The sequence below is a fragment of the Rhizobium sp. 05L419 genome (assembly GCF_056397845.1).
This window is the reverse complement of the sequence record NZ_JBFTOF010000023.1, coordinates 58,371-83,382: the sequence shown is the minus strand read 5'-3', so window position 1 is coordinate 83,382 and position 25,012 is coordinate 58,371. Positions and strand designations below refer to the sequence as shown.

Sequence of the window (25,012 nt, the reverse complement as noted above, 5' to 3'; positions counted from 1 at the left end):
ATTGGTCTCGGTTGCAAACAGGTTACGGCGGTAATTCATGAACTCTCGAACGCGGGCACTAACCCGGGCTTTCTTTTCATGACCTCGGCCATTCCTCATCATAATCGTCATCTTCCGACTGTAAAGGTTCGCGTTCCGCACAACTCATCAGAGCCGCATCGTGGAACTTTATCAATTGGAGAATGGTCAGTGCCTTGCGTTGTCGGGCGCAGTGGATTGATTGCAGCCTCAATGAAGCGAGAGGGCGATGGCCGCACTCCCATTGGTGTGTTTCCGCTTCGATACGGCTTCTTCAACTCCGCCCGATGGTCCCCTCCTCTTTCAGGATTGTCATTTCCGTTCGTTCCCATGACTGACGATATGGTTTGGGAAGAGGACGCCGACCGTCCAACTTACAATCGCCTTACGATTACACCCGGTGGCGCTCCGGACTCAGAGCGTATGAATAGAGAGCGAGCGGAACCCTTATTCGATATTGTCGTGCCGATTGGTTACAATGATTCCAGCGTCGAGCCTTATCGGGGAAGTGCGCTTTTCGTTCACGCCGCTAAAGCTGAAATGTCGGGAACGGCCGGTTGCGTCGCTGTCCGTCAAAGGGATCTGGAAATCCTTGCCTCTCGGCTTTTACCGGGGATGGTCATCGATATCGATTTCGATGAACCCGCCGATAAGCAGCAGTACAAGCCAGGCCCGATCGAGATACATCAATTCAGAGGACTGCGACCGGGGCCCCGACTTCTCGTATTGGGGGCGGTACATGGCAATGAAACATGTGGTCCTCAGGCTATCCGAGAAATCATTGGTGAATGCACAAGCCGCAAGCTGAAGATCGAGCGCGGGCTGGTTACCTTTGTTCCTGTTGTAAATCTTAAAGCATTTTTGAAGGGTACGCGCGAAGGGGATCGCAACTTTAACCGCGACTTGCGCGAGGTAATCGTGCCGCGGCAATATGAAGATCACCTCGCGAACCAGATCTGCGCCATAATGCGCGAGCACGATGTGTTGTTGGACCTGCACTCTTTTCGGTCACAGGGATCACCTTTTGTATTTGTCGGGCCGCAGGACAATGATAACCCTATCGAGCCATTCGCCCGAGCCAGCGAAGAGGAAGCATTTGCTTCCGTGTTGGGACCGGATCTGATCTTACACGGTTGGCTCTCCACCAACGTCAATGGCCTCGCGCGAGAATCCGAGCGGGTGAAGTTAGATTATGGCGAGGTTGTTCCCTCGTTTTCGTCTGGTGTGGGGACCACAGAATACATGCGGTTTATCGGGGGCTATGGCGTAACTCTCGAATGCGGTTCGCACGCTGATTTTGAGGCCCCCATCGTCGCGGCCAATGCCATACGTCGGGCTCTTGCTGTCCTTCGCCTCATCGACGCGCCATTGCCGAAACGGACCGTCACGCGGGCAATCGAGCTTGTCGATGTTACATTTGCCAAGGATTCTCACGATCGGCTAGCCAAGGCTTGGAAAACCGGCGATCCGGTCAGCGCTGGCGAGATCGTAGCCTGTAGGGCTGCTGGCGAGGAGATCAGAGCACCCGGAGCCGGATACATTATATTCCCGGACTCAGCACCAGAGGCTGGGAAAGAATTGTTCTACTTTGGCAAGGCCAGTGGCAGATTCTCTTAAAGCCCCGACAAGCAATAGAGAGAGTTAGTGGCGAGCCTGTGTCTTGCTAAATGTGCGTTTGATCTTGAGCCACCACAGGCGCCAAAGCCAACCTTGCGCGTCGATGACACCACGCGACACCAATCTTACGGCTGCGAAGCTGCTAAGAGTATTGTTTCATAAACTGGCGCAGTGTCTTGTCCGCCCCGGAAAAGAGCAGCCGGCGATGCTCAAACTCAACTAGGGTCTGCGGATCGTGATAGAGTTCCCGCTCGAATTCTTCCTCGGTTAACTGCAGTGCCTCCTCAGGAGAATAAAAGGTCGGATCCGAGGCAAGGAGGCGCTGTTCAGCGGCATAGATTCGGTCCAACAAGTCGCAGGCTTTTAAAACCGCCTCCTTGCGGGCGGTGTGATCATCGGTGCCTTCGAAAAACCACTGAAGAATATCCTCGGCCAGTTCGTGGAGTTCGATGGGAAGTCGTTTGAGGTTTTGCGCGATCCACTTCGGCTTGGTGTTTGAGATGCCCGTGAGATGATAAAGGCCAGCTGCTTGATCGGCCAGATAGGCTCGGCAAACAAACAGGCTTGTATCATAATCGCCTGAGCCCCATGCCCCCATCATATCCTTGAACTCCGGGAAACCGCCGGTTTTGTTCCGATATTGTGTGAAACAGAGCTGCTTCCAGGTCTGAGGGTCGAAAGCCGCCTCGTATCGATCTTTCCCGGTCAAACATTCGCCGACGCGGAACTTATGGAGCGCGTCGTCATCGCCATACTTAAGTTTTTGGCGGAGGATTTTCGTATGGCTTCGGGCTTTCCGATAGAGGTCACCGACCTGGCTGATCATTTCTTGGACCTCGGTCCAGGTATAATACTCGACGTCGAAACCGAAACCATCGATGCCAATATAATCGTAATATTGGCGTATGCGGCCCTGATGATACCCTGTGAATTGGTGCTTGCCGAGCCTCGCCTCATCCGGCAATTCGTCCGTAATCACATAGACGTCGATATCGGAGTGCTTGTTCCCGATACCTTCTACCAGTGTTCCAGAGATTAAGACGGTATCGCTCGGTAGAGGCGATGTCCGTTTCATAATTTCGTCGGCATCGATTTTCAGGAGACCATCCAAAAACGAAAACATTCTCATCGCAACAATCCTTAAAGTACGGCCACACCGGTTTCTTTGACGCTGATCTTCATGGCAGTCTTGACTGCCACGCCAGTTGCGGCCCGGACCTTTTCACACCCGTCGTTTTCAAATTTTTCCACGAGTGCGAGTGCTTCGACAACCTCTGCTCCTAACGCACGGGCTGCCTCGATGAGGGCAATCATCGTTCCCCCGGTGCTAATTGTATCTTCGATCAGGATCAGCTTGTCGCCGGGGGCGACCCCGTTTAGGTAAAGCTTACCCGAGAAATACTCGTTCTTCATCGAGATTTCGAGCTGTCCTGGGATCGCGTACGGATACCAGCGCGCCATGCAAAGTGGCATGCCGGTGGTCAGTGATAGGGCCGTCGCCAAAGGCGCGCCTTTATCTTCCTCGCTTAAGATTTTATTTCCCTCGAAGGTGCCCAGCCTCAGAAGCTCTCGCGTCGCTGCCCACAACACGTCGGGACGTAGCGCCGGCATTTGGTCACACAACTCATTTACGGATGTGTAGTATGTTCCCGATTTAACGACGGTCGCTTTTTCGTACACTTCTCTAAGAAGAGAATTTACCACTTTAGTCTCCTGTCAATGCGCTTCGAGAAGCATGCGAACGGTTTTAGAATCAACTTTGCCGTTCGGAAGGCGTGGCATTTCGGCACAAAGGGTCAGCCTACGTGGCACTTTGTGAGCTGCAAGCTGACTGCGGCAATACTGCAATATCTCTGAAATGAAGTGTTGCGGTTCGAGAACGGCCTGCTTGGGAACAACCAATGCACCTACTACCTCTCCGAGGTCAGAATTTGTGATCGCTGTTATGGCGGCATCTTCGACTAGTCCCGACGATATGATCACTTCCATCACCTCAGCAGGAGAAACCTTATTTCCCGACACGTTTATCATCTGCTTGATGCGGCCCACGATGAAGAAATCACCATCACCGTCGACGTAGGCGAGGTCACCTGTGCGAACCGAGCAGCCGGAAAAGACGCGGCGCGTTTCGTCCTCATGATTTATGTAAAAGGTTGGCATGGCTTCGCGCGAAACGACCAGTTCTCCTGTGACCCCGACCGGGGCCACCTCGCCGGTTTGCGTGACTATGGACAGTGATACGCCTGCTATGGGACGTCCGACGGAAGTTGGCTTAGACAGGTTGCTAATGGAATTGAAGGAAACGATTCCACCCTCACTGAGGCCGTATTCCTGGATCAGCGGCTTGCCGAACTTATCGCTGAATGATTCCACAAAACTGGTGGGGAGATAGGCTCCGCCTACGATACCAAATCGCAGCCGAGGGAGTTCGATCTGCGCGCGCTGCTTGAGTGCCCCCAGCGCGCAGAACAAATAAGGCGTTCCCGCCAAGATCGTCACGCCAATTTTGCCGGCAAATTCAACGATACCTGACGGTTTGAACCCGTCGATGATCGCGATGGTCGCATTTGCTCTGATGCAGGCCGCCATCAGACCGCCGGCATAACTGTGTTGTAGAGGTGTTGTGCACAAGACGACGTCTTCGCTCCCCAGCGGAATCGCATCGGCCACTGAATCTGCTTCAAGCGAGAGATTGCGATGGGATCTCGGAATCGGCTTCGGTCTACCCGTCGAACCGGAGGAGAAATGGATGATCGCCGCAAGGTCTTGGTTCAGGCAAACATCTTGCCTTTCGAGGTCACCAAGAAGCTGGCCCCAGTTTAAACTCCTTCGGTCGGCTGGCAGTTTCATGATCTGCGCAGTATCATCATCCACGATACAGAGACTAGGGGAGAGTTCCGCCCGAATTTCGCCAACTTCCCTGGCCGTTTCTCGGCGCGTCAACGGAACCGCGACTGCTCCAATGTGTATGCATGCCAGCAACGCAACGACGTAATTTCCCGCATTGAGAGCGAGGAGAACTCTGTCGCCGGGACCTACTACTTTCGCAAGTGCCGCGGCCGTATGGCGGCTTTCGCGCCAAAGATCCTCCCACGACGATACGTGATCACCGTAGATCAATGCGGCCCTGTCAGGATTGGTTTTGACATTGGCTTGGAGATATCCGAGCAAACCGGTCATGCGGCACCTACGATAAGACTAGCGAAGCCACTGCCCAGACCGTGAGCATTGACGAGGACGTTGGCGGCTTCCCCTCTCTCGCAAAGACAGGCAGCATAAGCCACATCGAACGCGCCGGCCGCCCCGAGTGAGTGGCCAATATATGCTTTCGTATCCAACACCTTCGGCGTCGAGTGGGTGAAAAGATCCCTGATCGCCATCGCCTCTCCGCCGCTTTCGTCGATGTCCGACGACGCCATCAGGATAATATCGATATCTGCCGAGCTTAGATGCGCATCTTCCAATGCAGCGGCGATCGCGTCTTTGCAGCCGACGTAGCCCTTTGACGATGCGGATCCATAGCCCTTGACCGCGGCAAGCACCGGTCGGCCATCAGCTATCGCCTTGCCCCCCTCTTCGAGCAGGAGAACACAGGCGGCCTCTGCCAACGCTGGCAGGGTGCCGGAGACAATGTGTTCCAGGAAAGGCGTGATTTCGTCGTAGCCTCCGGCCAACATAGTATCAGTTCGACCAGCCGCTATCTGCTCATGGGCCCAGGCGATGCTGTCCAAGGGGCTAGTGAGCGTCAGAAGGGTCGAGTTGGGGCCGACAAGGCCCAGCTTGATCGCAGCAAGTGAGCCCGGGGAATTGAAAGTATCGATCGCAAAATCGTTGGCCGAAAGCGCTCTCGGTCCGCTCGCATCAAGCGTCTCAAGCATTTCTTCATTTATTCTCTGGGAGCCGTAGAACGTGCCAAGCGAGATGCCGGCGCCGCCATCATGAACCTTCCCCTGCAGGACCTCAGTGGCAGTTCCCACAACAATGCGCGAAATTCGATCGACATATGCCAGCCCCTCCCAGTTCCGCGATGGCCCCGCCGGCTCGGGCAATCTGTTGACCCGTCGATCAACGGGGATCCGAGCCTCGATTGCGGTTTCAACGTCGCGAAAGACACCGCAATGGTGTCGTCCGGCAACTGAAGTGATGAAAACATCTCTCATATGGGGTCTCCGCATCATGAAACCTGCGCCGGCGAGAAAACGATTGTGGAACTCACTCCGCCGAATCCGAATGCGTTGAAAATCCCATCTCCGCCTGCCAGAGGTCGTGGAGTTCCTGCCACGAAGTCCAAGTCCACATCATCGTCGGGTTGCGAAAAATTCGCGATTGGAGGTAATAGCTTCTCTCTCAAGCTGATCGCGGTTGAGACTGCCGAGAAGACCCCGGCACATCCCTGCATATGACCTTGAGACGATTTGATTGCTGTGATTGCCGGTCGCGTGTCGCCGAAAACGTCTTGAATTGCAGCGGCTTCATTTGCGTCGTTGATTTTAGTGCCTGTTCCGTGAGCGTTTACAAATCCAACATTCGATGGTGATATTCCCGCATTTTTGAGTGCAGCCCGGATCGTTCGCGCGATACCGGGCGCGTGCGGTCGGGTCATATGGTTGGCGTCGCATCCAATGCCGTAACCTTTGATTTCACAGATAATGCGCGCCCCTCTCGCAATCGCCTGATCGAGAGGTTCGATCAGGACGGCGGCGCCACCTTCGGCCAACACGATTCCAGCGCGGTCGCGGCTAAACGGGCGGCAAACATCCCGACTGACCATCCGCAGGCTGTTGAAGCCGCCAAGAGGTACCTCTGCCAGAAGATCTGCGCCGCACACGAGCATTGCAGGGGCCCTGCCAAGACGAACCTGATCGTAAGCACTTCCGAGCGCCAGCCCACCGGACGCGCAGGCGGCGGAAAAAAGTCGGTTTGGACCCGCTATTCCGAGTATACGACGACCGAGAGCGAAAGTGCCGGCGGGGTTTGCTTTCTTAGCCAGACAGGTAGCCGCCTCGCCCTTGGTACCGTTGGCCCAACTGCGATAGGCTGGCTCGCCCGATTCCCAGCCAACGCTGCTTGAAGCCAGATACAATCCACATCTTCGCAAAAGCTCATCTGGCAAGCCGCTTTCGAGTACAGCCTCTCTGGCGGTGCCTATGGCGAGATGCGCCACGGCATCGAACTCACCGTCTGGATCGAGATCCTCGCGCAGCGATTGCAAGTCCGATTTTTCGATCTCCTGAACGAGGCTCGAGCGAAGCCCCGCCGTGTTGAAACGGGTCAGTGGTGCGATCCGGGATGTCATCTGAAGCATGCTGCCCCAGAATTCCAGGGTATTTCGACTAAGGGGGGTGAACGCACCCAAACCTGAAACAACGACGCGCATATCCCCTCACGATTTTTATTTGGTACGAGTTTCTCTAACAGTGGCTATGAAAGGACCATCCGTTTCGACAACATCGAAACATCCTTTGGCGACGCCAACGTCCGGTCATGTGTAAGCGTATTGGATCCAGCTGCTAACGCTGGGTTCCGGTACCGACATTTTCTGGCAGTGACAGAGAAATGTGAGCAACCAGGTCGCCAAACGTCTTGAGGTTTTCTATTGCTTTGTCGTCGACGGGCACTCCAAACTCGGTCTCCACTGAATTTGCCAACTCAACCAGGGAAAGGCTGTCGATCCCCAACGATGCCAATTCCGTGCTTTCCTGAAGATTGTTCGCATTGATCTGGAAAGATCGTCCAAGGATCGATCCTAGCCTTCCGTGCAAGTCGATATCGTTGTCTGAATTGGAAATCGCTTTTGTCATTGTTCGTATCCCCTTCATGAGAGTTCAGTGAGTTCGCGATACCGGAAGAGACTGAGTAATGGCACGCCATACCCTTTGAGGCGCTCTGCCGCTCCATCCTCCCTGTCGATCAGCGCGAGAGCTGCGACAGGATGGCACCCGATCTGCCGAGCTGCCCTGATCATTCTTTCGAAGGCAAATCCGAGACCGGCAACGTCATCCACAAGCAAGATCCGAAACGCCTTCGCGATAGGAATATTGGTCAGCCCGAACGGCGGTTTCGGATTCTTGCGAAAGAAAAATGGCGTGGTCCGAGACCCCTCGGCAGAGACCCAGGCGGCGGCATAAACGATTGGAATGCCTCCCGTCTCCTCCCCGGCAATAGCCTCGACTTGGAGTTCGCTCGCGTGGGCAGCAACGGCCTTGCCGATCAGCGCCAATGAAGTGGCGTCGGCTGTCAGCAGGTGCCCGCTCACATACGAGCTCACGACCCTTCCCGACGTCACCTGAACAGGACCGGGCACGATCGAAGAACGTGCTGCCTGATGAAGGATGCCAGCTTGGACAGTCGTAAGGCCCGGAATATCACCCATGGTGGACGCTCCGCGGCGCTTCAATCTGTGCGATCAGCGTTTCGATTTGCTCGAAGCATTCATCAGCCGAGCACGCTGCGCTGTCGATACGGCGCATGAACCCCGCAGAGCAGATTGCCGTATAGGCCTTGCGTACTTTCTCCATCAGATCGAGATCAAGATGCAGATCACGCTCCTCTGGGCGAGCCCGGATTCTAGCTTCCGCGATGGGAACCGGCACATCCATGAAGACGGTTAGATCGGGCTGCGGGATATGAGCAATGATCTCATGAATCCAGCGATCGGAGCTGTAGCCCCTTGCGATCATGTTCGCCAATGTGCAGAAGATATATCGATCGGAAATCACGGACCGGCCCGCACCTAGTGCAGGGCGGATCACTTCATCAGTCTGAAGCATTCGATCGCCAACGGTAAATAAGACGAGGCTGCGATAATCGACCCTCGGTTTGTCAGGATTGTCGTGAAATCGCCTGAACAATTGCRGCGACCGGACAAGCTCAGTTGGCTGCTGTATGACCAGCGCATTGGCTCCTCTCGTTCTTGCCAACCGATCAATCATGGTCGTCTTGCCGCTGCCATCGAGACCGCAAAAGGCGACAAGCATTCCCTTGTCAGCACGGTTCTCTAGGCGAAAATCGAGAAATCCTGATGTGCTCATATCGGTGGACCTCAATGGAAATCTGCGTCCAGGCGCCCAATCGCCAGCAGCCCTTCCTTGAGCTGCTGATTGGGGTCAAACGTCTGGTAGTACGTGCCCTTCTCAACATCGAAGATGGAGGCCGCGGGGCCAAGCGAGGGACCACGAACGAAAAGCGTGAAGACTGGCTCGTCATCGCTGTGGTTGAAAACCTGATGTGGGACGTAGGCCGGAAGGGAATTCACCGCCCCGGTGCTCAGATTGTGTGACATCTTCACTGTGAGTTTCGCCGTTTTGGCTTCTTCATCGACAGCGTCCACGTTAAAGACGCGTTCCTCATAGGTGCCGCGTAAAATGATCGTCGACATCGGCCACTTGTGACTGTGCACCTTCTCGATTGCAGTTCCGTTTTGGCGCTTTGTCTTGAAGCGGTGCAGGCGTACCCGAAAACGGTCGGCGGGATCCATGTAAAGCATGAACTTGTCCATGAGGATCCGGGGATAATTCATGTGCGGCGCGTAGGCATCGAACAAGGTCTTGTCCTCAACGATTTGGCGCGTACGCTTCTCCAGGGCCTCGGGGTGAGAAGCGATCGCCAGCAAGGCTTGTTCCACTGCGCGATAAGGCGCCATCGAGGGGTCTTCCCAGTCAACCTGCTTGTCGAGAAAATCGATGAAGCTTTCCCAATCGATGATCTTCTGCTTTGCGTCGTTGGTGAGCGTATCCACTATCTTTCCTCCGGTTGTGCATGCGATTGTTTCGATCGGATGATGGCAAGCGACAAAACCGCGCCGACAATTGCCAGGACAATTCCCCAGACCAAATAAATTTGCCCGGCGGAGTAGTTGCGAAGGACGCTGGGAGAGAGATAAATCACAATGCCCATGAGACCTGTTAAGGCTTGGACCAGACTACGAACGCGTCCGATCTTGTCTTCTGCGCATCGATGTAAAATATTCCCGTCCGAAATCGCTTTCGCTATATTAGCGGCCCCGCCAGCGAGAACTTGTATGGCGATTACCGGCGTTGGAAGCTTGATGAAAAACAGTGAGCCCATGAGGATGCCAAGGGCAAGAAGGCTTTGTCCGTCCAGAAGCGCCAGTTTTCTGGTCTTCAGGAGGTAGATTACCAGCGCACTGCCGGCGACTGCGCCTGCTGACCATGCGGCATCGGCGACCCCGTAAAGGTCGCTGCCGGCTCCGATGTCATTTCGTATGAAGGCGGGCAGCAACGCGTTTGTCATTTGCCCCGCCGAGAAAGCCAGAGCGCCAATTGCTGCGGTGCCAAGCAGAGCAGGATAGTTGGCGAGATAATCCAGACCTTCTTTGAGATGGGCAACGTAACCCGACACGGTCGCACCGCGCTTTTCAACCGTAACGCTCCGCAGGGCAAACACCGCGGCCCACATCAGTGCGGCGCTCGACGCTGCGATAAAATAGCCACCGATCGCCCCGAAATAGTGAACGATAAAACCGGCCAGGCCGCCACCCGCAACCATCGCGATTTGACGAGCGCTTCCCATACGCGCCCCTATCTGCCGCCGCAGCTCAGGCGCGACGGACCCCTGGAGGAGCGCGTCGAAGGGACCAACAATAAGCAATTGTCCTATTGCCCAAATTAGCGAGACAGCCACGATAAGAGAATAGCTCAGACCGACGGGCAGCAACGGCAATGCAAGCGCGAGTGTACAGACAGCTTGCCCGATGAGCACGCAAAGGCGGCGATCGTGGCGATCAACGAAGACGCCAACGAAGGGCCCAATGAATAGGGCTAAAACGCTCCAGATCATCAAAACCCGTCCAACGGAGGCGATATCGTTGGTCAGGGTCAGGGCCGTCCAGGCCGTTGTCACGGTGAAAACGCCTCGGGAAAAAGCGCCAGCTGCTGCCGCAAAGTAGAGATGAAAGGGTCGGTATTGCATCCGTCACGCCTTGTTGTGTGAAGCTTTCATGACAGCCGTGAGATGTTTCTACAACTTAACGGCAAGTCACGTCAAATAAAAAAGCGAAAAATTATAGAAAGACCAATTACTTACGTGTGTAATATAGTATAAATGACAATAACACGCCGAAACAAAATTGTTTGGCGGAAACTTATACCTAGAGATAAACACGTTTATTTATATCCTACCCGCCCCACAGGGCGCGTGATGCTTGATACATGACAGAACCTTCATATCGAATGCCGTTGAGGCGATCGCGAGCCAGCAAAAGGGGGGCATCCAGATCTGTGAATCCGGCCTTTTGCGCCAATAACTGGGCAGGGGCCATGCCGAGCGAGGTGCCAAGCATGCAACCGACCATGATCGTATAGCCGGATGCGGATGCCGCGTCGGCCAGAGCGAGCGCCTCGGTAAGGCCACCGGCTTTATCGAGCTTAATATTGACAGCGTCATATTTACCATCGAGAGCCCGTAAGGAAGCCAGATCACGACAGCTTTCGTCGGCGCATACCGGGACAAGGCGGGGAATACCCAAAAGCGCGTCATCGTTGCTGGCGGGAAGAGGTTGCTCGACCATGACGACGTTGAGATCGAATAATGCGGGAGATATCGAAAGGTAATCCTCGACACTCCAGCCCTCGTTGGCATCTACGATTAACTTGGCCTCGGGAGCACCGCTCCTGACTGCTCGCACGCGCTCCAGATCGTCTGGTTTACCGAGCTTTATCTTGAGGAGCGGCCGGCTGGCATTCGCGCGCGCGGCTCCTTCCATTTCACGAGGGGTGCCCAAGGAAATCGTAAACGCAGTTGTGACCGGTTTCGGGGCATCGAGGCCTGCCAATTGCCACACCGAAAGCCCGCATTCTTTGGCTTCCAGCTCCCACAGAGCGCAGTCGAGAGCATTGCGAGCCGCACCGGCGGGCAGGGAAAGCAGCAGCTTTTCCCTGGTAATTGAGCCATCGAACCGTTCAACCGTTCGTTTGACCGTATCGATCACACTGACGGCTGTCTCGTCGTAACGAGCGTAAGGTACGCACTCTGCTCTGCCAACAAATCCACCTCGGCACAGCTCTAGTGTGACGACATGTGCAGCCGTCCTTGACCCCCTGGAAATTGTGAAGCTGCCTGCGACTGGAAAAATCTCTTCGAAAACATCGACAGACATTTTCATACGGCGTCCCTCGCCATGGAACCGAAGGGAGAGTGCAGTCCCGACGGACGAGTTTGTCGCACAAGACCAGCGAGCCGCCTGATACCTTCATCGGCGAGCTCTTCAGTTGCCAAAGTAAAACTCAGTCGCAGGGTATTTGCACCGTCGCCACCGACATGAAACGGCTGCCCAGGCACAAAAGCTACTCTCTCGGAAGTGATTGCCTCGGCCAGAAGGCGCTTGCAATCGAACCCGGGCGCAAGCGTGACCCAAATGAACATGCCGCCTTGAGGTGTTGTCCACGTGACCTCCTCCGGCATGTACCGCGCCAGGGACTCCAGGACGTTATCTCGACGCTTCCTATATTCGCTCTTTATGCGATTGAGATGCCCATCATAGATCTTGCTGCAAACACGGTGCAGAACCATCTGATTTAGGGCCGAACTGTTTAGGTCCGCTGCCTGCTTCAATAGCACAAGCTTTTCTATCAGCGGCTGCGACGCAGCTATCCAGCCTATTCTTATTCCTGGCGAAAGCGTTTTCGAAAATGTTCCGCAGTAGATGGTACGGCATTGGTCAATGCCTCCGTTCAGCGCCGCTTCCGTCGCTAGAATCGGGGGGATTTTATCGCCGTCGTAGCGAAGTGCTTCATAGGCAGCATCCTCTATGATCGGCACGTCGAATGCACTGGCGACCTGGAGGGCCTTCAACCTTTCTCGTTCGGTAAGGCTATGGCCTGTCGGATTGGAGGATTCCGGGATCACATACGCCAGTTTTGCTTGCGACGGCCGCGACTGGACTGGGTCGTCTGGATCCAAGGAAATTTCTGCATAACGGGCTTGAAAGCTGTTGAAGACCTGCAAAGCTCCGAGGTAGGTCGGGCGTGTGACAAGTACCGTGTCGCCGGGACTCAGAAACAGCTTTGCCAAGAAATCCAGTGCCTGCTGTGACCCCGACGTGATGAGTATGTTATCGATAGTGCACTGCACGCCAAGCGACTTCATATGCTCGGCAATCCAGTTCCGCAGCGGCGGAAAACCTTCACTGAGCGAGTATTGAAGGCCCGCGTTCCCATCCTGCAGGATAGCATTATACGCTTCGCGAAAATCGTCCCCTGGCAGAAGCTTCGGATCGGGAAACCCGCCTGCGAAGGATAGAATGTCATCTTCTTCCAGAAGCTTGAAAAGGTCGCGGATCTCGGATGCATTGATGAATGCCGCTCGTGTTGCATATTTGCCGTTCCAATCGATCATGCGTCCTCCAAAGCTCCCTTCCCGCGCGCTTTACGACGCGTTAGTTCATCTCAAATTGGAAACGTATTAGCCTGCGCTACGCAGATCTTCCGGCTCGTTTGCAACGCTGATGATTTGCATGAGAATGTCCTCGCAGGAGGGATCACCAACAACAATTCCACACAGAGGGGAATGTATATCGAGATAGGATGGAACTTCAGGCTTGATTGGATTGGCGTTAGCGTTGAGCAGCACGAGACTTTTCTTGAAGAGAGCCTCTACCCGCCTAGAATTGGTACGCGAGCCATAAGGATACAAGAACCATCCGTACATGCTTGCATTAGGCTGATAGTGCGTCCAGTCGGTATGATGGCCTAGCAGCATAATAAGATCACGTTGATAAAGGTTGATACCGGTCTTCTGTTCAAACGCCTCGGCGATAAAGGCACCGGCGACACGCCCTGCGAACTCCAGGAAGTGAGGCTCTTCCTTTTCCGTAAGGATCATCTCGAGGTGGAAGCTGCCATTGCGATATCGCAGCGCTGCAGCGATTTTTGTGGCCGCCTCGAACATCCATGCGGCATTGGCAACTTGCACGGATCCCAGCGGGGTGCCGGACGCGAAGCTCAAGCATGTATTGATGTATTTTGAGGCTTGAAAAGCGCGCAGTTCTCCGTCTTCCAGAAATCCATCCAGATGGTAGATGTCACCGGCCACGAAGGATTCAATGATCCAGTCCTCCGCGTCGAGATCTTGTGACATCTCCATTATTTCCATCGCGCTGCCAACCACGACGCCATTGCTGGCCGCGTCCAGGCGAGGTTTCAAGACGACCGTTCCCATCTGGCTATGTTCCATCGATACGTCGCGAAACTTTGTCAGAGGCCAGAACTCAGGTTGAAGTATCGAATGGTTCCTTGCGAACTGACGCATCAGGAGCTTGTCTCTGATGGGAAGCACATCAATAACGGTGTCACCAGGGATGTTATAAATCTCCCGAAGCTTTGCCGCGAGCAGCAGATCGCGCTCTCCGCGGGCAATCAGAAGGTCGCATTGCAGCAAAACCTCGTGGACTTCGGCAGGAAGATTGTGCGGGTTTAAAGAGGAGAGGTCGGCCGCGATTTTATGTGCCTGGTGTGGATGCTTCGCCTCATTCTGAAAATGGCCGACATACACAACCCGGTTCGACCCATGGTCAATCGCATTCTCATATCGGATTCGATCAGAGGGAATGCGATGTAAAATAACGATTGTGCTCACGGTATCCCCGTATGTTTTATGATGCGCTTGGTTGTCGGTCGAATTGACTGCGCACGGTGATGAGCTTGGGCAGGAGCCAAGACATCGCCGCACTGAGGTCGAGAAACATCAATTAAATCGTTTTCTTGACGCCGCGTGTGTCTATAGAGAACGTCTCGCGCGACTTGCACAAACATCAAGATTCGCTCGGGCCGTATCATTTTTTTCAACGCTTAGCGCTAGACGACCAAAACAGGCGCGAGATAAGATCCTAGCTATCTGAAAGATGGGATATATATCGCGCTTGCGTGTGGTCTGAGGATTTGTCGCCGCGGTAACGTCTGCCGTTGTGATCTGATTGTGTCACAGCCGGCATTGGGTCTGGTGACTAGACCGGGCAACCGCTTTGCGGTTAATAATTCCCGTGTCACAAGCGGTATTTTCCCGCGCGAACAATGGAGAACAGCCAGATGTATGTCGGAAGGATCGTTGGTGTGGGACGAACGCCGGAAGGGAGATTAACAGCGGCTTATCGAGTGTCGAGCAGATCGTTTCCCAATAGAAGCGCTGAACAAGCCGGCAATTCGGTCCGGATTGTTCCCCGGGCCGGCAGTGCGGATGCGGCCTCGGATAGTCCCTATATTGCCTATGAGTGCCTCCTCTGGAACGAGCGCTTCGCAGTCGTCAGCAATGGCACCCATACAAGGCCAATTTTTGAGAGACTCAAAGCCGGAAATACGGCGCGAGATGCGCTGGTTGCCGTGCTTGCCGGTCTTGACCGGGAATTCGACCAACACGACACACCCCGAATTTGCGGAGTTGTTGATGTTGGTGGAGACAGGATGTGGCTTGGCAGCATAACCGCAACTGGATTGGCAGTCATGCCCCTCCATATCGCAAATGGACATATTGCCTATGTCACGACCTATGAGTTTCCGATGCCGGAAATAGGGCAGATCGATTCTCTGTTCCGTGCAGACGACGCGCAGGAAACGTGCGAGCACATGATCTCCGGATCAGTTTTCGGAGGTTTTGACAGGCCGATTTGCGCGACGTCCTGGGTTGCGTCGGGCACAACCATCGATGTCGCGACTCTCGATGCGGGGAACGCGATCGCGAGCTAAGCGGTTGATGTGGCGACTTCCGTGACGCAGCACCGACGTTGGGGACGAATGTTGAAAAAAAGCGGCCACACCGGACGGATTTTCATGATTGTAAAAGTGAGGCCATGGTGCGCCAATGGCCTTATCGGCTGATGAGAATTCAGTAACTCGAGAAGGTGAAGCCGCCTTGAGGAAGAATTCTCACCAGTAACGCCTTTTTAGAACGGTTTTCTCTCATGAAAGGTGAGCACGACAATGGCTTTCTTCCGCATCTCGGATTGGGACGACGCCTATGAAAATGGCGCCCACATACCGCAGAGCAGTCGCTGGCCAAATGCTTGGCATGAACGTGCGACTGAGTTCCGAAGACGATCTTCCGACGAAGTCACAAGCGAGATTGATCGCCCCTACGGACCGGCAGAACGAAATCGATTTGATCTCTTTTTGCCACGCAGTCCAGCGGGTCTGGTGATTTACATTCACGGTGGCTATTGGCTCCGCTTGGAGAAGGGATTTTGGTCCCATCTCGCCCAGGGGCCACTTGGCCATCGTTTTGCCGTCGCAATACCATCTTACACGCTCTGCCCGGCAATTCGACTTACGGGTATTGTCGATGAGATTGCCGCCATGATCGAAGCCGTTGCCGCGCGCGTCGATGGTCCCATCGTTCTGGTCGGACATTCTGCCGGAGGTCATTTGGCGACAAGTATGGTTGGGGGAGCGTCACCCCTGTCTGCGGCGACTCTCAGCAGGATTTTGAACGTGGTTTCGCTGTCTGGCCTGCACGATCTTCGGCCGTTGATGCGAACAACCATGAACACGAAATTGCGGCTCGACCCAGAGGAAGCCAACCGCCTCAGTCCCGCCTTACAATTGCCCAAACCCGGCGCTCGAGTGACGTGTTGGGTAGGGTCGTCGGAGCGATCGGAGTTTCAACGGCAAAGCGCTTTGCTCGCAAACATATGGAGGGGTCTCGGCGCCGAGACCTCCTGCGTGATTGAGCCAGACCGACATCACTTCGACATAATGGAAGGTCTGTCCGATCCGATGCATCCCTTGACGAGATGCGCGTTGACCATCACCTAACTCGTCCGCAACCGAACTTTAACGACAAACCCACACGGCCTGAGGACTGCGATTGCCGCGTCAGCCTTTCGCTCGCCTCCAGGATCGTTGACAGGACTGGGGTCAGGTGCCGGGTATGGGCTCCCAGCGGCAATCGGCGTTTTTCGAAAACTGGGGGATATGCGCCAAGCTTTGGATGAGGGAGCAGTCCTCTGCAAGCTTCTCCTGCCATTCCCGAGCTTCCGTCAGGGCTACGCCAACTCCCACAACCTGGCCGCCAGCGCTGCGTACGAGCTCAATGCTTCCTCTTAGACTGGATCCAGAGGCCACGACGTCGTCGACAACGACGACACGCTTGCCTTGCAACAATGGGACCGCCGCTCTGTCGAGCAGCAATTGCTGCTCGCCTTTGGACGTGATGGACGACACGCGTTGCCTCATGGCGTCGACCAAGTGAATTTTTGGAGATTTTTGCAGGATAACGTACTGGTCAAGATCGAGAGCACGCGTAACCTCCATGGCGATCGGAATGCCGAGTGTAGCCGCTCCCACGACGATATCCGGCCGTGTGGGCGCGAGCTTGGCAGCCAGCTTTCGCCCCACATGTTCGCCGAACTTGACGCCCATGTCGATTATCATCATCAGCGCAATTGCAAAATCCGGGCCAACCGCAACGATAGGCAGATCGACATGGTACCCTGATACATCCACGGACCAGTCCTGGTCGGTTCGTGGGCTCTTGTTGTCAGCGGTCATTAATCCGTTTCCTTAAAGCTTAGACGGGATTCAACCATGACACCTACTTCGCGCCAGGTGGTCCTTTTGCGCTTAAGGTCGAACGAATAGAGGGTCAGAGAAAAGGATATAGTGTGGGCAAGGCGAACTGCCTGGACAAGCAGTGGAATGCCTCTTGCGAGTGCAAATCTGATTTTGGTGGGCAGACTCACGTCATCYATTTCCATACCCCGGCATCGCTGAGCGTCGGCGATCCTTTTAAAGTCGTCGCGCAACATTGGTATGATACCGAAGGTCAATGACAGGACGAGCGTTGCGATGGGCGGAAGTCTGATAGCACTCGCGGCAGCAAGGATCGCTCCCGGTGAAGTTGTCTCCATGACAAAGAAGAACGCCGACGTCGTCGTGACGAGTTTGGCTGCCATGGCAGCGGCAATCGAAAGAGCGGGACCGCCCGAAACACCTTGGATGGCAAGGTTCACAATCCAGCTGACCATCACCATGCAGCTGAGAAGCACTGCGCCCTTGCTGAAACCCCCAACTTCGGGGATACGCATAACCCAGAGAAGCGATAGGCATAAGAGCGCCAGCGGCACGCCAAATTTCCAATTGGGCGCCGCCCATGCGGCGGTCATTACCAAAAACGCCAGGCCCAGTTTTATGAAGAAATTCAGTTCATAAAGCCGCGTCATATTGCCGTCCATTCTTGTCTGTGACGGGGAGGCTCCCAGCCGAGCGAGGTGAAGGCTTTGCTAACCCATCCGTCTTCCGGCTTGCCATCGAATGCGATCGAGCCGTCATCAAGGATCAACAGGCGCGTGGCTAGGTCATCGACCATCTCGAGATCGTGAGAGATCAGCATCACCGCACGGCCAGAAGAACACATCGACGACAAGAACCGCTCGAGCATCCGCCTTCCCTTCACATCTCTGGCAAGCAAAGGTTCATCGATGATGGTGACGAGCCCGCCAGCCGCGTCGGCGCACGCCAGCCCCAGCAGTGTCTGCTGACGTGCCGAGAGCGCAAAGGGATTAACCTCCGCCAGATGGTTCAGTTCGTAACGTTCGAGAACCTCTCTGGCTCGCTGGGTAAGGGTCGACGTTTCAGACGCCTTGTGTCCCGCAGTCATTGAAAACAGCACTTCGTCCAACACGCTCATCTTGAACAGGATGTGACGCACGCTTTGGGGAACATAACTGACCCTTCTGGCGCGCTCGGCGACTGTCCAGGCATCCGCGTTCTCTCCTCCGATAAAGACGGATCCGCTTTGCCTCGTTGAAAGTCCGAGGATCGTTTTAAAGAGTGTCGTCTTGCCGGCGCCGTTACGACCAACCAAAGCCAGCGCCTCTCCGGCACGCACTTGGAAGTTGACCCTGTTGAGAACGGGTTCGCCATGCTCGCGGCTCAGGCGGGACGTTAATCCCGAAAGCGACAACAACTCCCTGCCGGGATTTTCCACCGCACACACCTTGCGTCGGCGTAAGGGAGGCAGAATGCCGGCGTGAACCCACGCCTGATCGTTGCTCATCAGGAGTTCGGGTGCAACTGGTGGGGAGAGCTTTCCATTTCCCAACAGCGCAATTCCTGTTACCAAGGGGGCGAGCGCGACCGGATCCTGCTCTGAGATAAGTTGCGTTGGAACGTCACTGGACCGGTTTTGCAGGACAGACCGCAGGCGCAAACGACTGGCCGGATCAAGGCCAGTCGTCGGCTCATCGAGGACGAGGAAGTCGGGATAGGAAGCAATCGCTGCCGCCATCGCGACCCTGCGCCTCTCACCGCCTGAAAGTGTCAGGACCTGGCGTCCGCGCAAAGACCGAAGCTCGAACTCGTCGATCAAGTCGCCAAGACGGCGACGTATGATTTGCTTTTCGATCGCGCGATTCTCCAACGCAAAAACAATTGCGTCTTCGACGCTGACATCCCAGAGCTGATCCTCCGTGTTCTGAGACACGAAACTGACGGTGGAAAACAGTTCCGCTTTGCTCAGGGACGATATGGCGCGGCCATTGAGGACGATGTCGCCTGCGAGTGACGGAACCGATAACAACCGTGGAATCAATCCTGCAGCTGCGGCCAGCAGTGAGGTCTTGCCGCTGCCAGCCTCGCCGCAGATTAGAAGTCTTTGCCCTTCACACAAAGTGAGGCAAGCCTTGTCAATGACCGGCTGCGCTCCGCCGAATCCAAGGGTCAGATCAGTGATCTCAAGCACGCCATCGTCCCTCAGTGGATCAGAAACGCGTGAAGCCGGCCGAGTGCGCGCTCTTAAGAATTTTAGTCGCTGGAACAATCAGCAGAGGAGTGCCTATAACCATCGGTACGATGTCCGACAGGCCGATGTAGCCAAAGCCCCACCAGAAAGGGAAGATGCCGAGATAGGACAGACTTGCTGAAACCGCGGCTACCATCACGGCTCCAGTTAATAGGCAGACAACTGCAATCTTGAAGAGGCCCGTCCGATCAAAGATCGTCCTTGCTGGATCGAACAGGAGGCCTGGTATCATACCCGTCAAACCGACCATGATCCCATCGACGAAAAGCGAATGGGCCGGGATAAAGGTCCCCGCCAGCAACGACCAGATGACCGTGCCGAGATAGCCACAAATCAAACCACTTCGCCATCCAAGCAGGATACCGACCAAAGGCGGAAGGAACGCAAATATCCGCCACTGGATAACGCCGGGGACGAGCTGGATGGGATTTGCGTAAGCCCAAAGGACTCCTGTCGCCGCTGCTGCGGCTATCGAAAGGACGAGAGGAAAAAGCGTATCTCTATCGGTTTGCAAAATTTTCGTCGGCTGCATTGTAGTCGTTCCCCTTAAAATGCCCGGAAATGACGCAAAACGCGATTGCGCGCTCCCGTGAACCGTTGACGAGTGAAACTCCTCGGTAGTCTCCCTGGGTATGTTTTTTGAGAAAGGCGCGGCGATCGTCATCGCGCTGGATATCAGGCCGCAGACGGTTTGCGTCCGCTCTTACCGGTGCGATCCGAATTGAACTGATGGTCGGTTCTGGCATCCCTTTCTGTGGATGGGTCGGGAATTGCCACCCCGTCAATGATGTCAAATTGCGGAATATGGCCAAGGCTGACGAGCAGGTCGGCGTCGGCTCCCAGCGTTTCCCTCCAGGCATGGCCCTCGGTCAAGATAGCGCCTAAACCAACGACTTCGGCACCCGCGCGCCGCACGAGGCGGATGGCGGCCGCCATGCTGGATCCTGTCGCAACGACGTCATCGACAACCAATACGCGCCGGCCTTGGAGCAGTGTTATAGAACGGCGGTCCAGCAACAGATGTTGTGAGCCCACGCTGGTGATCGAGCGCACGCTCTCGATCATCGCGTCAGAGAGGTGAAATTTCGGCGACTTCTGCAGGACGACGTATTGATCGATGTCGAGCCGCCGTGAAACCTCTATTGCCAAAGGAATTCCCAGTGTTGCGTTTCCGACGACAATATCCGGCCTTAGCGGCGCGCTACGCTCTGCTATCGCTTGACCAACTAAGTCGCCGAACCTTACTCCCATATCAATGACCATCAACAGCGCAATTGCGCGCCTGTCGTTTAACTGTACGACTGGCAAGCCGAAGACTTCGCCGGCAATTTCCGTCTCGAAGGTTTCCGACGTTTCTAGGTACATCCGAAGCATTCCAATATGGTGGGACCGACACTTGCGATCATTTCATGTCTCAACTGAGAGTAGACACCGCCTTAGCCTCATTGTACAACATCAAGATTATCACATTGTGTCCTCTTTTTTTCAACGCGCGTTGGTTCAATGAGCCGGCTTCTCTTTTCCCGTTTTGCGCTTTACGCCGACGAAATCGCCAAACTCGGTTCCGTCAGGAAGGCTGCTGAAAAGCTAAATGTCTCCGCATCTGCGATAGACAAGCAATTGATACATGCGGAAGAGGAGCTCGGTGTTCCCCTGTTCGAACGTCTACCTCGTGGAATGCGGCTGACGTCGGCGGGCGAAATACTAATTCAGACGTTCAGGGAATGGCAGAAGGATTTCTCCCGCGTAAAATTTCAAATCGAGGAGCTAAAAGGGCTGAGGCGTGGTGAGGTCAAGATCGCCACATGTCCGGAAGCTGTTGCCGATTTCCTGCCGGGCGCGCTCGCGCGCTTTATGAAGGATCATCCCCGAATTCGCATTGCCGTAACGGTCGCTGATTCCGAGCGTGTACGGCAGCTTGTCATAGATGGCGTAGCCGATTTTGGGCTGACATTTAGTCCGCCTCCCCTCCCAGGTGTCATCGTAAACTGTTCGGCGCACTTTGATTTGCGCGCGGTCATGCCTTCCATACTTGGTGAAAGTGCGCCGGAAACGATCTCTGTTGAAGATTTCTTTCGCCATCCGATCATCATACCGGACGCCAGTATCCACTTGCGAGATGCAGTCGATATTGCCGCCGCACGGGTCCGGGTGCAGCATCAACCCGTCCTGATCAGCAACAATCTTCAACTCATGACGGCGATGGCTCGGGAGAATTGCGGCCTCGGTGTCACCGCTTGTGCCCGCAGCATGCCCGTTTCTCGTGGCGACGGACTTTGGTATCCTAAGTTTGATGATCGGGGGTTGCCGCCGCTCACGCTTTCTTTAATCGCGGATCCTAGAAGAAGCCTGTCGATGACGTCAATTCTGGCGCGCGGTTACCTGGAAAACTCCTTCAAGGACGCAGGAGACTGAATCCTGGCGTAGGTGCGGCCCGCTGGAGAAGCTATCCATCCTCCAGACGCAGAGCACGAACTCTCGGAAGCCTTTTCGCGGGTATAACGCTTCGCGCCCAAATAACGGAAAAGAGCTCCCTGTCGAGGCGTTGAAAAAAAGCGAACAACCCGCGACTTTTTTTGCGCTTGTAAATGATCAAGCGATCTCACCTCATGGATCGATCAACCGTCGATAAACTCTATCGCTCGTTCAGGATATTTTTTCATGAGTCAAAAAGCAGGTCGTCCGACCGCACCGGTCGTTGGTCTTATCGGCCCCACAAATTTAGCAAAGATGTCAAATTTTAGTGGTATCCCAGAACAAATCTACGAAGATCATGCCTATCGGACCGGAAAGCTTGTCGCAGACCATGGAGCAACCATTGCTTTGGTTCCCGACAGAGGTGTTGCGTTAGCGGGACTGAACGGCTATCGCGACGCTGGCGGCAAATGGATCATCGGGCTTGTACCAAACGGTGGCCCATCCGACGCGGTTGCGACCCCAAACTGCTTCGACAACGCACTGGTATGCGACGAAGTTCTCAGTGATTTCACCTGGCACCATCAACACGCGCTAATCTGCGAATTGTCTGATCTTCTTGTGTGCGTTGGCCTCTCATGCGGAACCATCGCCGAGATCGCCTGGACCAAATGGGTCAAGGGTCCGAAGATTCTTGCTCTTGCCAACACGATGACGTCCGTGCCGCCAGAAATCCTTGCTGATGTTGATATGGAGTTCTTCAGTTCTCTCGGATCACTGGAAAAACGTTTTGTCGAAATCCTTCACTCAAACGGCAGACTGGTGACCGCCCGAGCATGAATCCACCTCTTTGCTTAACGCTGGCTCGGCTTCAAAAGAGGCACAAAAAGCGCACGGGAAGAAATTGGACACGGGCGATATCCGTCCGGCTGGAGACCATTGCGCAGGATGGAATCATTCCAGATAACGAGATCGGGATATCTATGAAACATTATCTGGCGGCAATACCGGGCAATGTACGCTGGGGTCAATGGGATGCGAGTTTTGAACCCGTGCTGCACATTCGCTCTGGTGACAGCGTCGTTATCGAAACACTTTCGGGAGAGCCTGAGGATCTGCCGCCCTTCGGGCGCTATAGTCCGATACCGTTCCATGATGCCGTCTTGGCGAATGCACCCCGAGGCCCCGGACCACACCTACTCACGGGGCCGATCTACATCGAGGACGCTGCGCCTGGTGATGTGCTCGAAGTCCGTCTTGTCGATATTGACTTGCGAAGCGACTGGGGCTGGAACCTCCAGCGACCCGGTTTAGGCACACTTCCTGAAGACTTCGGCCAACTACGCCGAATCCACATTCCAATCATGAAGGAGCGGCGCGTTGCTATCATGCCATGGGGGCAGGAAATTCCGTTGCGACCGTTTTTCGGAAATTTCGGCGTTGCCCCGGCGCCCGCCTGTGGGCCGCTGTCATCCATCGAGCCCCGTGCCTTCGGCGGCAACATGGACAACAAGGAGCTTGGAGCTGGAACCACCACATATTTCCCCATTCAAGTGCCGGGCGCACTCTTTTCGGTGGGCGACGGGCACGGGGCTCAAGGAGATGGAGAAGTCTGCTTGACGGCTATTGAGATGGCTCTAACCGGACGCTTCGAATTCTATCTCAGAAAGGATATGAAGCTATCGGCGCCGCGTGCCGAAAATCTACATTGCTGGATCACCATGGGCTTCGATCCTGATCTGGACCGTGCCGTAGAGCAAGCTTTGCGGGACATGATTACCATAATTGTAGAGCGTTCATCGCTTTCCCGGGAAGACGCTTACACACTTTGCTCGATCGGTGCTGACTTGAGGATCACCCAGACGGTCAATGTCTATAAGGGTGTTCACTGCGTTTTGCCAAAATCGCTACTTCCAATGGAAATCCATGAAGTCAAAGGTGGTAGCGCAAAGTGCGAGTTTACTGAGAAAGCGAAGGGCAAAAGCAGATAGACGCCCGCGCAACGATGCAGGCTCAACTGGGGGAGGTTTTTCTAGCTCTGGTTCGGCACGCTCAAGAATCGCGAAAACACGAGGTTAAATGATTCCCCATGCCCGGAACCGCCCCCTGCCCGTCATCTCCCGCAGCGGAAGTTGCGCCGCCAGGTGACGCGCACCTTGCGGCGTGACGCCAAGCTCCTTGGCGATCAGGTTGGCAGACACAACGGGCCGCGCCACGACAAGGTCGACGAGCCGTGGCAGGTTCGAATTGGTCCGTTTGGCGGATGCCTGACGCTCCAGCTGCTGGCGGGCGAGCAGGATGCGGTCATGCTCCTTCATCCCCAGTTCCGCCGCCGCCGCGAATGCTTCGAGGAGCGCCAGCAGCCGCGTCATTCGACTTCTGGAATGCCGCTGTTCACGTCGGACGCTGCGCAGCCCGACATTGAGCGCCGGCAGGTGGGACGGCGTCGTGCCGTCGCGGCGCAGGAGTGAGGCGACCATCTGGCGGCCAAGCTCGGTGCGGTGCTGTAGCACTTCGATCGCGCTCCAGGCATCGAGCAGAATTGCACCGCGCAACACCGGTGAGAGGCCGTCGGTTTCGTTAAGCCCTACACGCCACTGTTCCAATCGCTCGTCTTCGTCCCAGTCAGCGTCATAGACCAACGGATCGCGGGCATCGGCCGACCGGGGGATGGCCGATCCGTTGAGAACTGCGGTGCTGCGCGCCAGCACCGCGTCAATCTCGGCGAAGTCGTCGCCGTGCGAGTCATCGTCCAGCGCCAGACCACCGTCATCTGCCCCGACTGGGCGCGTCACGCCATGCCGCACCGAATTCGGGTCGTCGCCTACCCCCCTCCCCCGTAGCCGGGCAATCCCTGCGGCGCTGAGTGCCCACTCCGGTGAATGTGCAAAAATCTGTCGCCGGGCCCGCAGGATCGAATGGGCGATGGTCAGTTCGTGGGTCGGCGTGCGAATATCGAGGCGGGCGTCGTGCAGGACGATATCCTCAAGATGGACGAGTTCTCCATCGACCCACAGCGACGCGATGGCATCGGCAAAATTCTGTCGCTCGAGAAAGCCTTCGCGGATCGGCGAGCGGGCAATGCGCTCATCCAGACGCGCCAAAGCTTCTGTGGCTTTTACCTTCTCATTTCAAATCGGAAATTGTCATACGAACGTTAGGTTTAGACGGTAAATCCAGGTCAATTTTCCGCTAACGATTTCAATTGAACCAC

General features: G+C 55.3%; 24 protein-coding genes and 1 pseudogene. 6 read left to right on the top strand and 19 right to left on the bottom strand.

The features are described from left to right. The first annotated feature begins 78 nt into the window (after positions 1 to 78). On the top strand, positions 79 to 1,635 hold the full coding sequence (locus AC1DMK_RS23905) for a L,D-transpeptidase family protein (protein ID WP_477862566.1): 1,557 nt from the start codon (positions 79 to 81) through the stop codon (positions 1,633 to 1,635). Positions 1,636 to 1,777: 142 nt separating this feature from the next. Here the strand turns inward: AC1DMK_RS23905 and AC1DMK_RS23900 are convergent, their stop codons facing one another. The 13 genes from AC1DMK_RS23900 to AC1DMK_RS23840 form a co-directional block, all read right to left on the bottom strand. Then, positions 1,778 to 2,764, bottom strand: coding sequence for a hypothetical protein (locus AC1DMK_RS23900; protein ID WP_477862564.1), 987 nt, complete (start codon positions 2,762 to 2,764; stop codon positions 1,778 to 1,780). Between the two features lie 11 nt (positions 2,765 to 2,775). Beyond that, on the bottom strand, positions 2,776 to 3,339 hold the full coding sequence (locus tag AC1DMK_RS23895) for a type I phosphoribosyltransferase (RefSeq protein ID WP_477862562.1): 564 nt from the start codon (positions 3,337 to 3,339) through the stop codon (positions 2,776 to 2,778). Positions 3,340 to 3,351: 12 nt separating this feature from the next. Then, positions 3,352 to 4,815 carry a class I adenylate-forming enzyme family protein gene (locus tag AC1DMK_RS23890; protein WP_477862560.1) on the bottom strand — a complete coding sequence of 488 codons (1,464 nt, stop codon included), beginning with the start codon at positions 4,813 to 4,815 and terminating at the stop codon, positions 3,352 to 3,354. Then, complete coding sequence (locus AC1DMK_RS23885) at positions 4,812 to 5,795, bottom strand: beta-ketoacyl synthase N-terminal-like domain-containing protein (protein WP_477862558.1); 984 nt, start codon at positions 5,793 to 5,795, stop codon at positions 4,812 to 4,814. Before AC1DMK_RS23885 ends, AC1DMK_RS23890 begins: the two co-directional genes overlap by 4 nt. A 14-nt stretch (positions 5,796 to 5,809) precedes the next feature. Further along, on the bottom strand, positions 5,810 to 7,012 hold the full coding sequence (locus tag AC1DMK_RS23880; RefSeq protein WP_477862556.1) for a beta-ketoacyl-[acyl-carrier-protein] synthase family protein: 1,203 nt from the start codon (positions 7,010 to 7,012) through the stop codon (positions 5,810 to 5,812). A 133-nt stretch (positions 7,013 to 7,145) separates the two neighbouring features. Next, positions 7,146 to 7,436 carry an acyl carrier protein gene (locus tag AC1DMK_RS23875; protein ID WP_477862554.1) on the bottom strand — a complete coding sequence of 97 codons (291 nt, stop codon included), beginning with the start codon at positions 7,434 to 7,436 and terminating at the stop codon, positions 7,146 to 7,148. A 14-nt stretch (positions 7,437 to 7,450) separates the two neighbouring features. Next, the gene (locus AC1DMK_RS23870; protein ID WP_477862553.1) at positions 7,451 to 8,008 is read right to left on the bottom strand and encodes an orotate phosphoribosyltransferase; all 558 of its coding nucleotides are present in this window, start codon (positions 8,006 to 8,008) and stop codon (positions 7,451 to 7,453) included. Next, positions 8,001 to 8,666 carry a dTMP kinase gene (gene tmk, locus AC1DMK_RS23865; protein WP_477862551.1) on the bottom strand — a complete coding sequence of 222 codons (666 nt, stop codon included), beginning with the start codon at positions 8,664 to 8,666 and terminating at the stop codon, positions 8,001 to 8,003. The genes AC1DMK_RS23870 and tmk overlap by 8 nt, the downstream gene beginning before the upstream one ends. Positions 8,667 to 8,677: 11 nt before the next feature. After that, positions 8,678 to 9,373 (bottom strand): hypothetical protein, encoded by a 696-nt coding sequence (locus AC1DMK_RS23860; protein WP_477862549.1) that lies wholly within the window; start codon positions 9,371 to 9,373, stop codon positions 8,678 to 8,680. Next, on the bottom strand, positions 9,373 to 10,566 hold the full coding sequence (locus AC1DMK_RS23855) for an MFS transporter (protein WP_477862548.1): 1,194 nt from the start codon (positions 10,564 to 10,566) through the stop codon (positions 9,373 to 9,375). Before AC1DMK_RS23855 ends, AC1DMK_RS23860 begins: the two co-directional genes overlap by 1 nt. Positions 10,567 to 10,771: 205 nt before the next feature. Then, positions 10,772 to 11,758, bottom strand: coding sequence for an N-acetyl-D-Glu racemase DgcA (dgcA, locus tag AC1DMK_RS23850; protein WP_477862546.1), 987 nt, complete (start codon positions 11,756 to 11,758; stop codon positions 10,772 to 10,774). Then, positions 11,755 to 12,990: an aminotransferase-like domain-containing protein gene (locus AC1DMK_RS23845; RefSeq protein WP_477862544.1), complete on the bottom strand. Its 1,236-nt coding sequence runs from the start codon at positions 12,988 to 12,990 to the stop codon at positions 11,755 to 11,757. The genes dgcA and AC1DMK_RS23845 overlap by 4 nt, the downstream gene beginning before the upstream one ends. Before the next feature lie 66 nt (positions 12,991 to 13,056). Then, on the bottom strand, positions 13,057 to 14,229 hold the full coding sequence (locus tag AC1DMK_RS23840; RefSeq protein WP_477862542.1) for an ATP-grasp domain-containing protein: 1,173 nt from the start codon (positions 14,227 to 14,229) through the stop codon (positions 13,057 to 13,059). 449 nt (positions 14,230 to 14,678) lie between these two features. On the opposite strand from AC1DMK_RS23840, the gene AC1DMK_RS23835 reads away from it, so the two are divergent. Both AC1DMK_RS23835 and AC1DMK_RS23830 read left to right on the top strand, forming a co-directional pair. Further along, the gene (locus AC1DMK_RS23835) at positions 14,679 to 15,332 is read left to right on the top strand and encodes an IMP cyclohydrolase (protein ID WP_477862541.1); all 654 of its coding nucleotides are present in this window, start codon (positions 14,679 to 14,681) and stop codon (positions 15,330 to 15,332) included. Between the two features lie 234 nt (positions 15,333 to 15,566). Further along, complete coding sequence (locus tag AC1DMK_RS23830) at positions 15,567 to 16,397, top strand: alpha/beta hydrolase (RefSeq protein WP_477862539.1); 831 nt, start codon at positions 15,567 to 15,569, stop codon at positions 16,395 to 16,397. A gap of 102 nt (positions 16,398 to 16,499) precedes the next feature. On the opposite strand, the gene AC1DMK_RS23825 is transcribed toward AC1DMK_RS23830, so the two are convergent. The 5 genes from AC1DMK_RS23825 to AC1DMK_RS23805 all read right to left on the bottom strand — a co-directional run bounded on the left by AC1DMK_RS23825 (position 16,500) and on the right by AC1DMK_RS23805 (position 20,748). Then, positions 16,500 to 17,132 carry a phosphoribosyltransferase family protein gene (locus AC1DMK_RS23825; RefSeq protein ID WP_477862537.1) on the bottom strand — a complete coding sequence of 211 codons (633 nt, stop codon included), beginning with the start codon at positions 17,130 to 17,132 and terminating at the stop codon, positions 16,500 to 16,502. Further along, positions 17,132 to 17,803, bottom strand: a complete 672-nt coding sequence (locus AC1DMK_RS23820) for an energy-coupling factor transporter transmembrane component T family protein (protein ID WP_477862535.1) — start codon at positions 17,801 to 17,803, stop codon at positions 17,132 to 17,134. The genes AC1DMK_RS23825 and AC1DMK_RS23820 overlap by 1 nt, the downstream gene beginning before the upstream one ends. Next, positions 17,800 to 19,323, bottom strand: coding sequence for an ABC transporter ATP-binding protein (locus AC1DMK_RS23815; RefSeq protein ID WP_477862533.1), 1,524 nt, complete (start codon positions 19,321 to 19,323; stop codon positions 17,800 to 17,802). Before AC1DMK_RS23815 ends, AC1DMK_RS23820 begins: the two co-directional genes overlap by 4 nt. A gap of 19 nt (positions 19,324 to 19,342) precedes the next feature. Next, complete coding sequence (locus tag AC1DMK_RS23810) at positions 19,343 to 19,915, bottom strand: aminotriazole resistance protein (protein ID WP_477862531.1); 573 nt, start codon at positions 19,913 to 19,915, stop codon at positions 19,343 to 19,345. Between the two features lie 143 nt (positions 19,916 to 20,058). Further along, positions 20,059 to 20,748: a phosphoribosyltransferase family protein gene (locus tag AC1DMK_RS23805; protein WP_477862529.1), complete on the bottom strand. Its 690-nt coding sequence runs from the start codon at positions 20,746 to 20,748 to the stop codon at positions 20,059 to 20,061. Positions 20,749 to 20,886: 138 nt separating this feature from the next. On the opposite strand from AC1DMK_RS23805, the gene AC1DMK_RS23800 reads away from it, so the two are divergent. From AC1DMK_RS23800 to AC1DMK_RS23790, 3 genes are all read left to right on the top strand, one after another. Then, positions 20,887 to 21,798, top strand: coding sequence for a LysR family transcriptional regulator (locus AC1DMK_RS23800; protein WP_477862527.1), 912 nt, complete (start codon positions 20,887 to 20,889; stop codon positions 21,796 to 21,798). A gap of 246 nt (positions 21,799 to 22,044) precedes the next feature. Beyond that, positions 22,045 to 22,638 (top strand): SLOG cluster 4 domain-containing protein, encoded by a 594-nt coding sequence (locus AC1DMK_RS23795; RefSeq protein ID WP_477862525.1) that lies wholly within the window; start codon positions 22,045 to 22,047, stop codon positions 22,636 to 22,638. Between the two features lie 143 nt (positions 22,639 to 22,781). After that, positions 22,782 to 23,789, top strand: coding sequence for an acetamidase/formamidase family protein (locus tag AC1DMK_RS23790; RefSeq protein ID WP_477862523.1), 1,008 nt, complete (start codon positions 22,782 to 22,784; stop codon positions 23,787 to 23,789). Between the two features lie 84 nt (positions 23,790 to 23,873). Here AC1DMK_RS23790 and AC1DMK_RS23785 read toward each other — a convergent pair. After that, a pseudogene (locus AC1DMK_RS23785) lies at positions 23,874 to 24,905 on the bottom strand (RHE_PE00001 family protein); the annotation flags it as partial. Positions 24,906 to 25,012: the final 107 nt, after the last annotated feature.

Excerpts from the sequence above, each read along its gene's own strand:
- AC1DMK_RS23805 (WP_477862529.1), bottom strand. The coding sequence starts at position 20,748 with ATGTACCTAGAAACGTCGGAAACCTTCGAGACGGAAATTGCCGGCGAA.
- AC1DMK_RS23885 (WP_477862558.1), bottom strand. The coding sequence starts at position 5,795 with ATGAGAGATGTTTTCATCACTTCAGTTGCCGGACGACACCATTGCGGT.
- AC1DMK_RS23835 (WP_477862541.1), top strand. The coding sequence starts at position 14,679 with ATGTATGTCGGAAGGATCGTTGGTGTGGGACGAACGCCGGAAGGGAGA.
- AC1DMK_RS23870 (WP_477862553.1), bottom strand. The coding sequence starts at position 8,008 with ATGGGTGATATTCCGGGCCTTACGACTGTCCAAGCTGGCATCCTTCAT.
- AC1DMK_RS23855 (WP_477862548.1), bottom strand. The coding sequence starts at position 10,566 with ATGCAATACCGACCCTTTCATCTCTACTTTGCGGCAGCAGCTGGCGCT.
- AC1DMK_RS23880 (WP_477862556.1), bottom strand. The coding sequence starts at position 7,012 with ATGCGCGTCGTTGTTTCAGGTTTGGGTGCGTTCACCCCCCTTAGTCGA.
- AC1DMK_RS23825 (WP_477862537.1), bottom strand. The coding sequence starts at position 17,132 with ATGACCGCTGACAACAAGAGCCCACGAACCGACCAGGACTGGTCCGTG.
- dgcA (WP_477862546.1), bottom strand. The coding sequence starts at position 11,758 with ATGAAAATGTCTGTCGATGTTTTCGAAGAGATTTTTCCAGTCGCAGGC.
- AC1DMK_RS23795 (WP_477862525.1), top strand. The coding sequence starts at position 22,045 with ATGAGTCAAAAAGCAGGTCGTCCGACCGCACCGGTCGTTGGTCTTATC.
- AC1DMK_RS23890 (WP_477862560.1), bottom strand. The coding sequence starts at position 4,815 with ATGACCGGTTTGCTCGGATATCTCCAAGCCAATGTCAAAACCAATCCT.
- AC1DMK_RS23875 (WP_477862554.1), bottom strand. The coding sequence starts at position 7,436 with ATGACAAAAGCGATTTCCAATTCAGACAACGATATCGACTTGCACGGA.
- AC1DMK_RS23900 (WP_477862564.1), bottom strand. The coding sequence starts at position 2,764 with ATGAGAATGTTTTCGTTTTTGGATGGTCTCCTGAAAATCGATGCCGAC.
- AC1DMK_RS23800 (WP_477862527.1), top strand. The coding sequence starts at position 20,887 with ATGAGCCGGCTTCTCTTTTCCCGTTTTGCGCTTTACGCCGACGAAATC.
- AC1DMK_RS23830 (WP_477862539.1), top strand. The coding sequence starts at position 15,567 with ATGGCTTTCTTCCGCATCTCGGATTGGGACGACGCCTATGAAAATGGC.
- AC1DMK_RS23845 (WP_477862544.1), bottom strand. The coding sequence starts at position 12,990 with ATGATCGATTGGAACGGCAAATATGCAACACGAGCGGCATTCATCAAT.
- AC1DMK_RS23810 (WP_477862531.1), bottom strand. The coding sequence starts at position 19,915 with ATGCAGCCGACGAAAATTTTGCAAACCGATAGAGATACGCTTTTTCCT.
- AC1DMK_RS23905 (WP_477862566.1), top strand. The coding sequence starts at position 79 with ATGACCTCGGCCATTCCTCATCATAATCGTCATCTTCCGACTGTAAAG.
- AC1DMK_RS23790 (WP_477862523.1), top strand. The coding sequence starts at position 22,782 with ATGAAACATTATCTGGCGGCAATACCGGGCAATGTACGCTGGGGTCAA.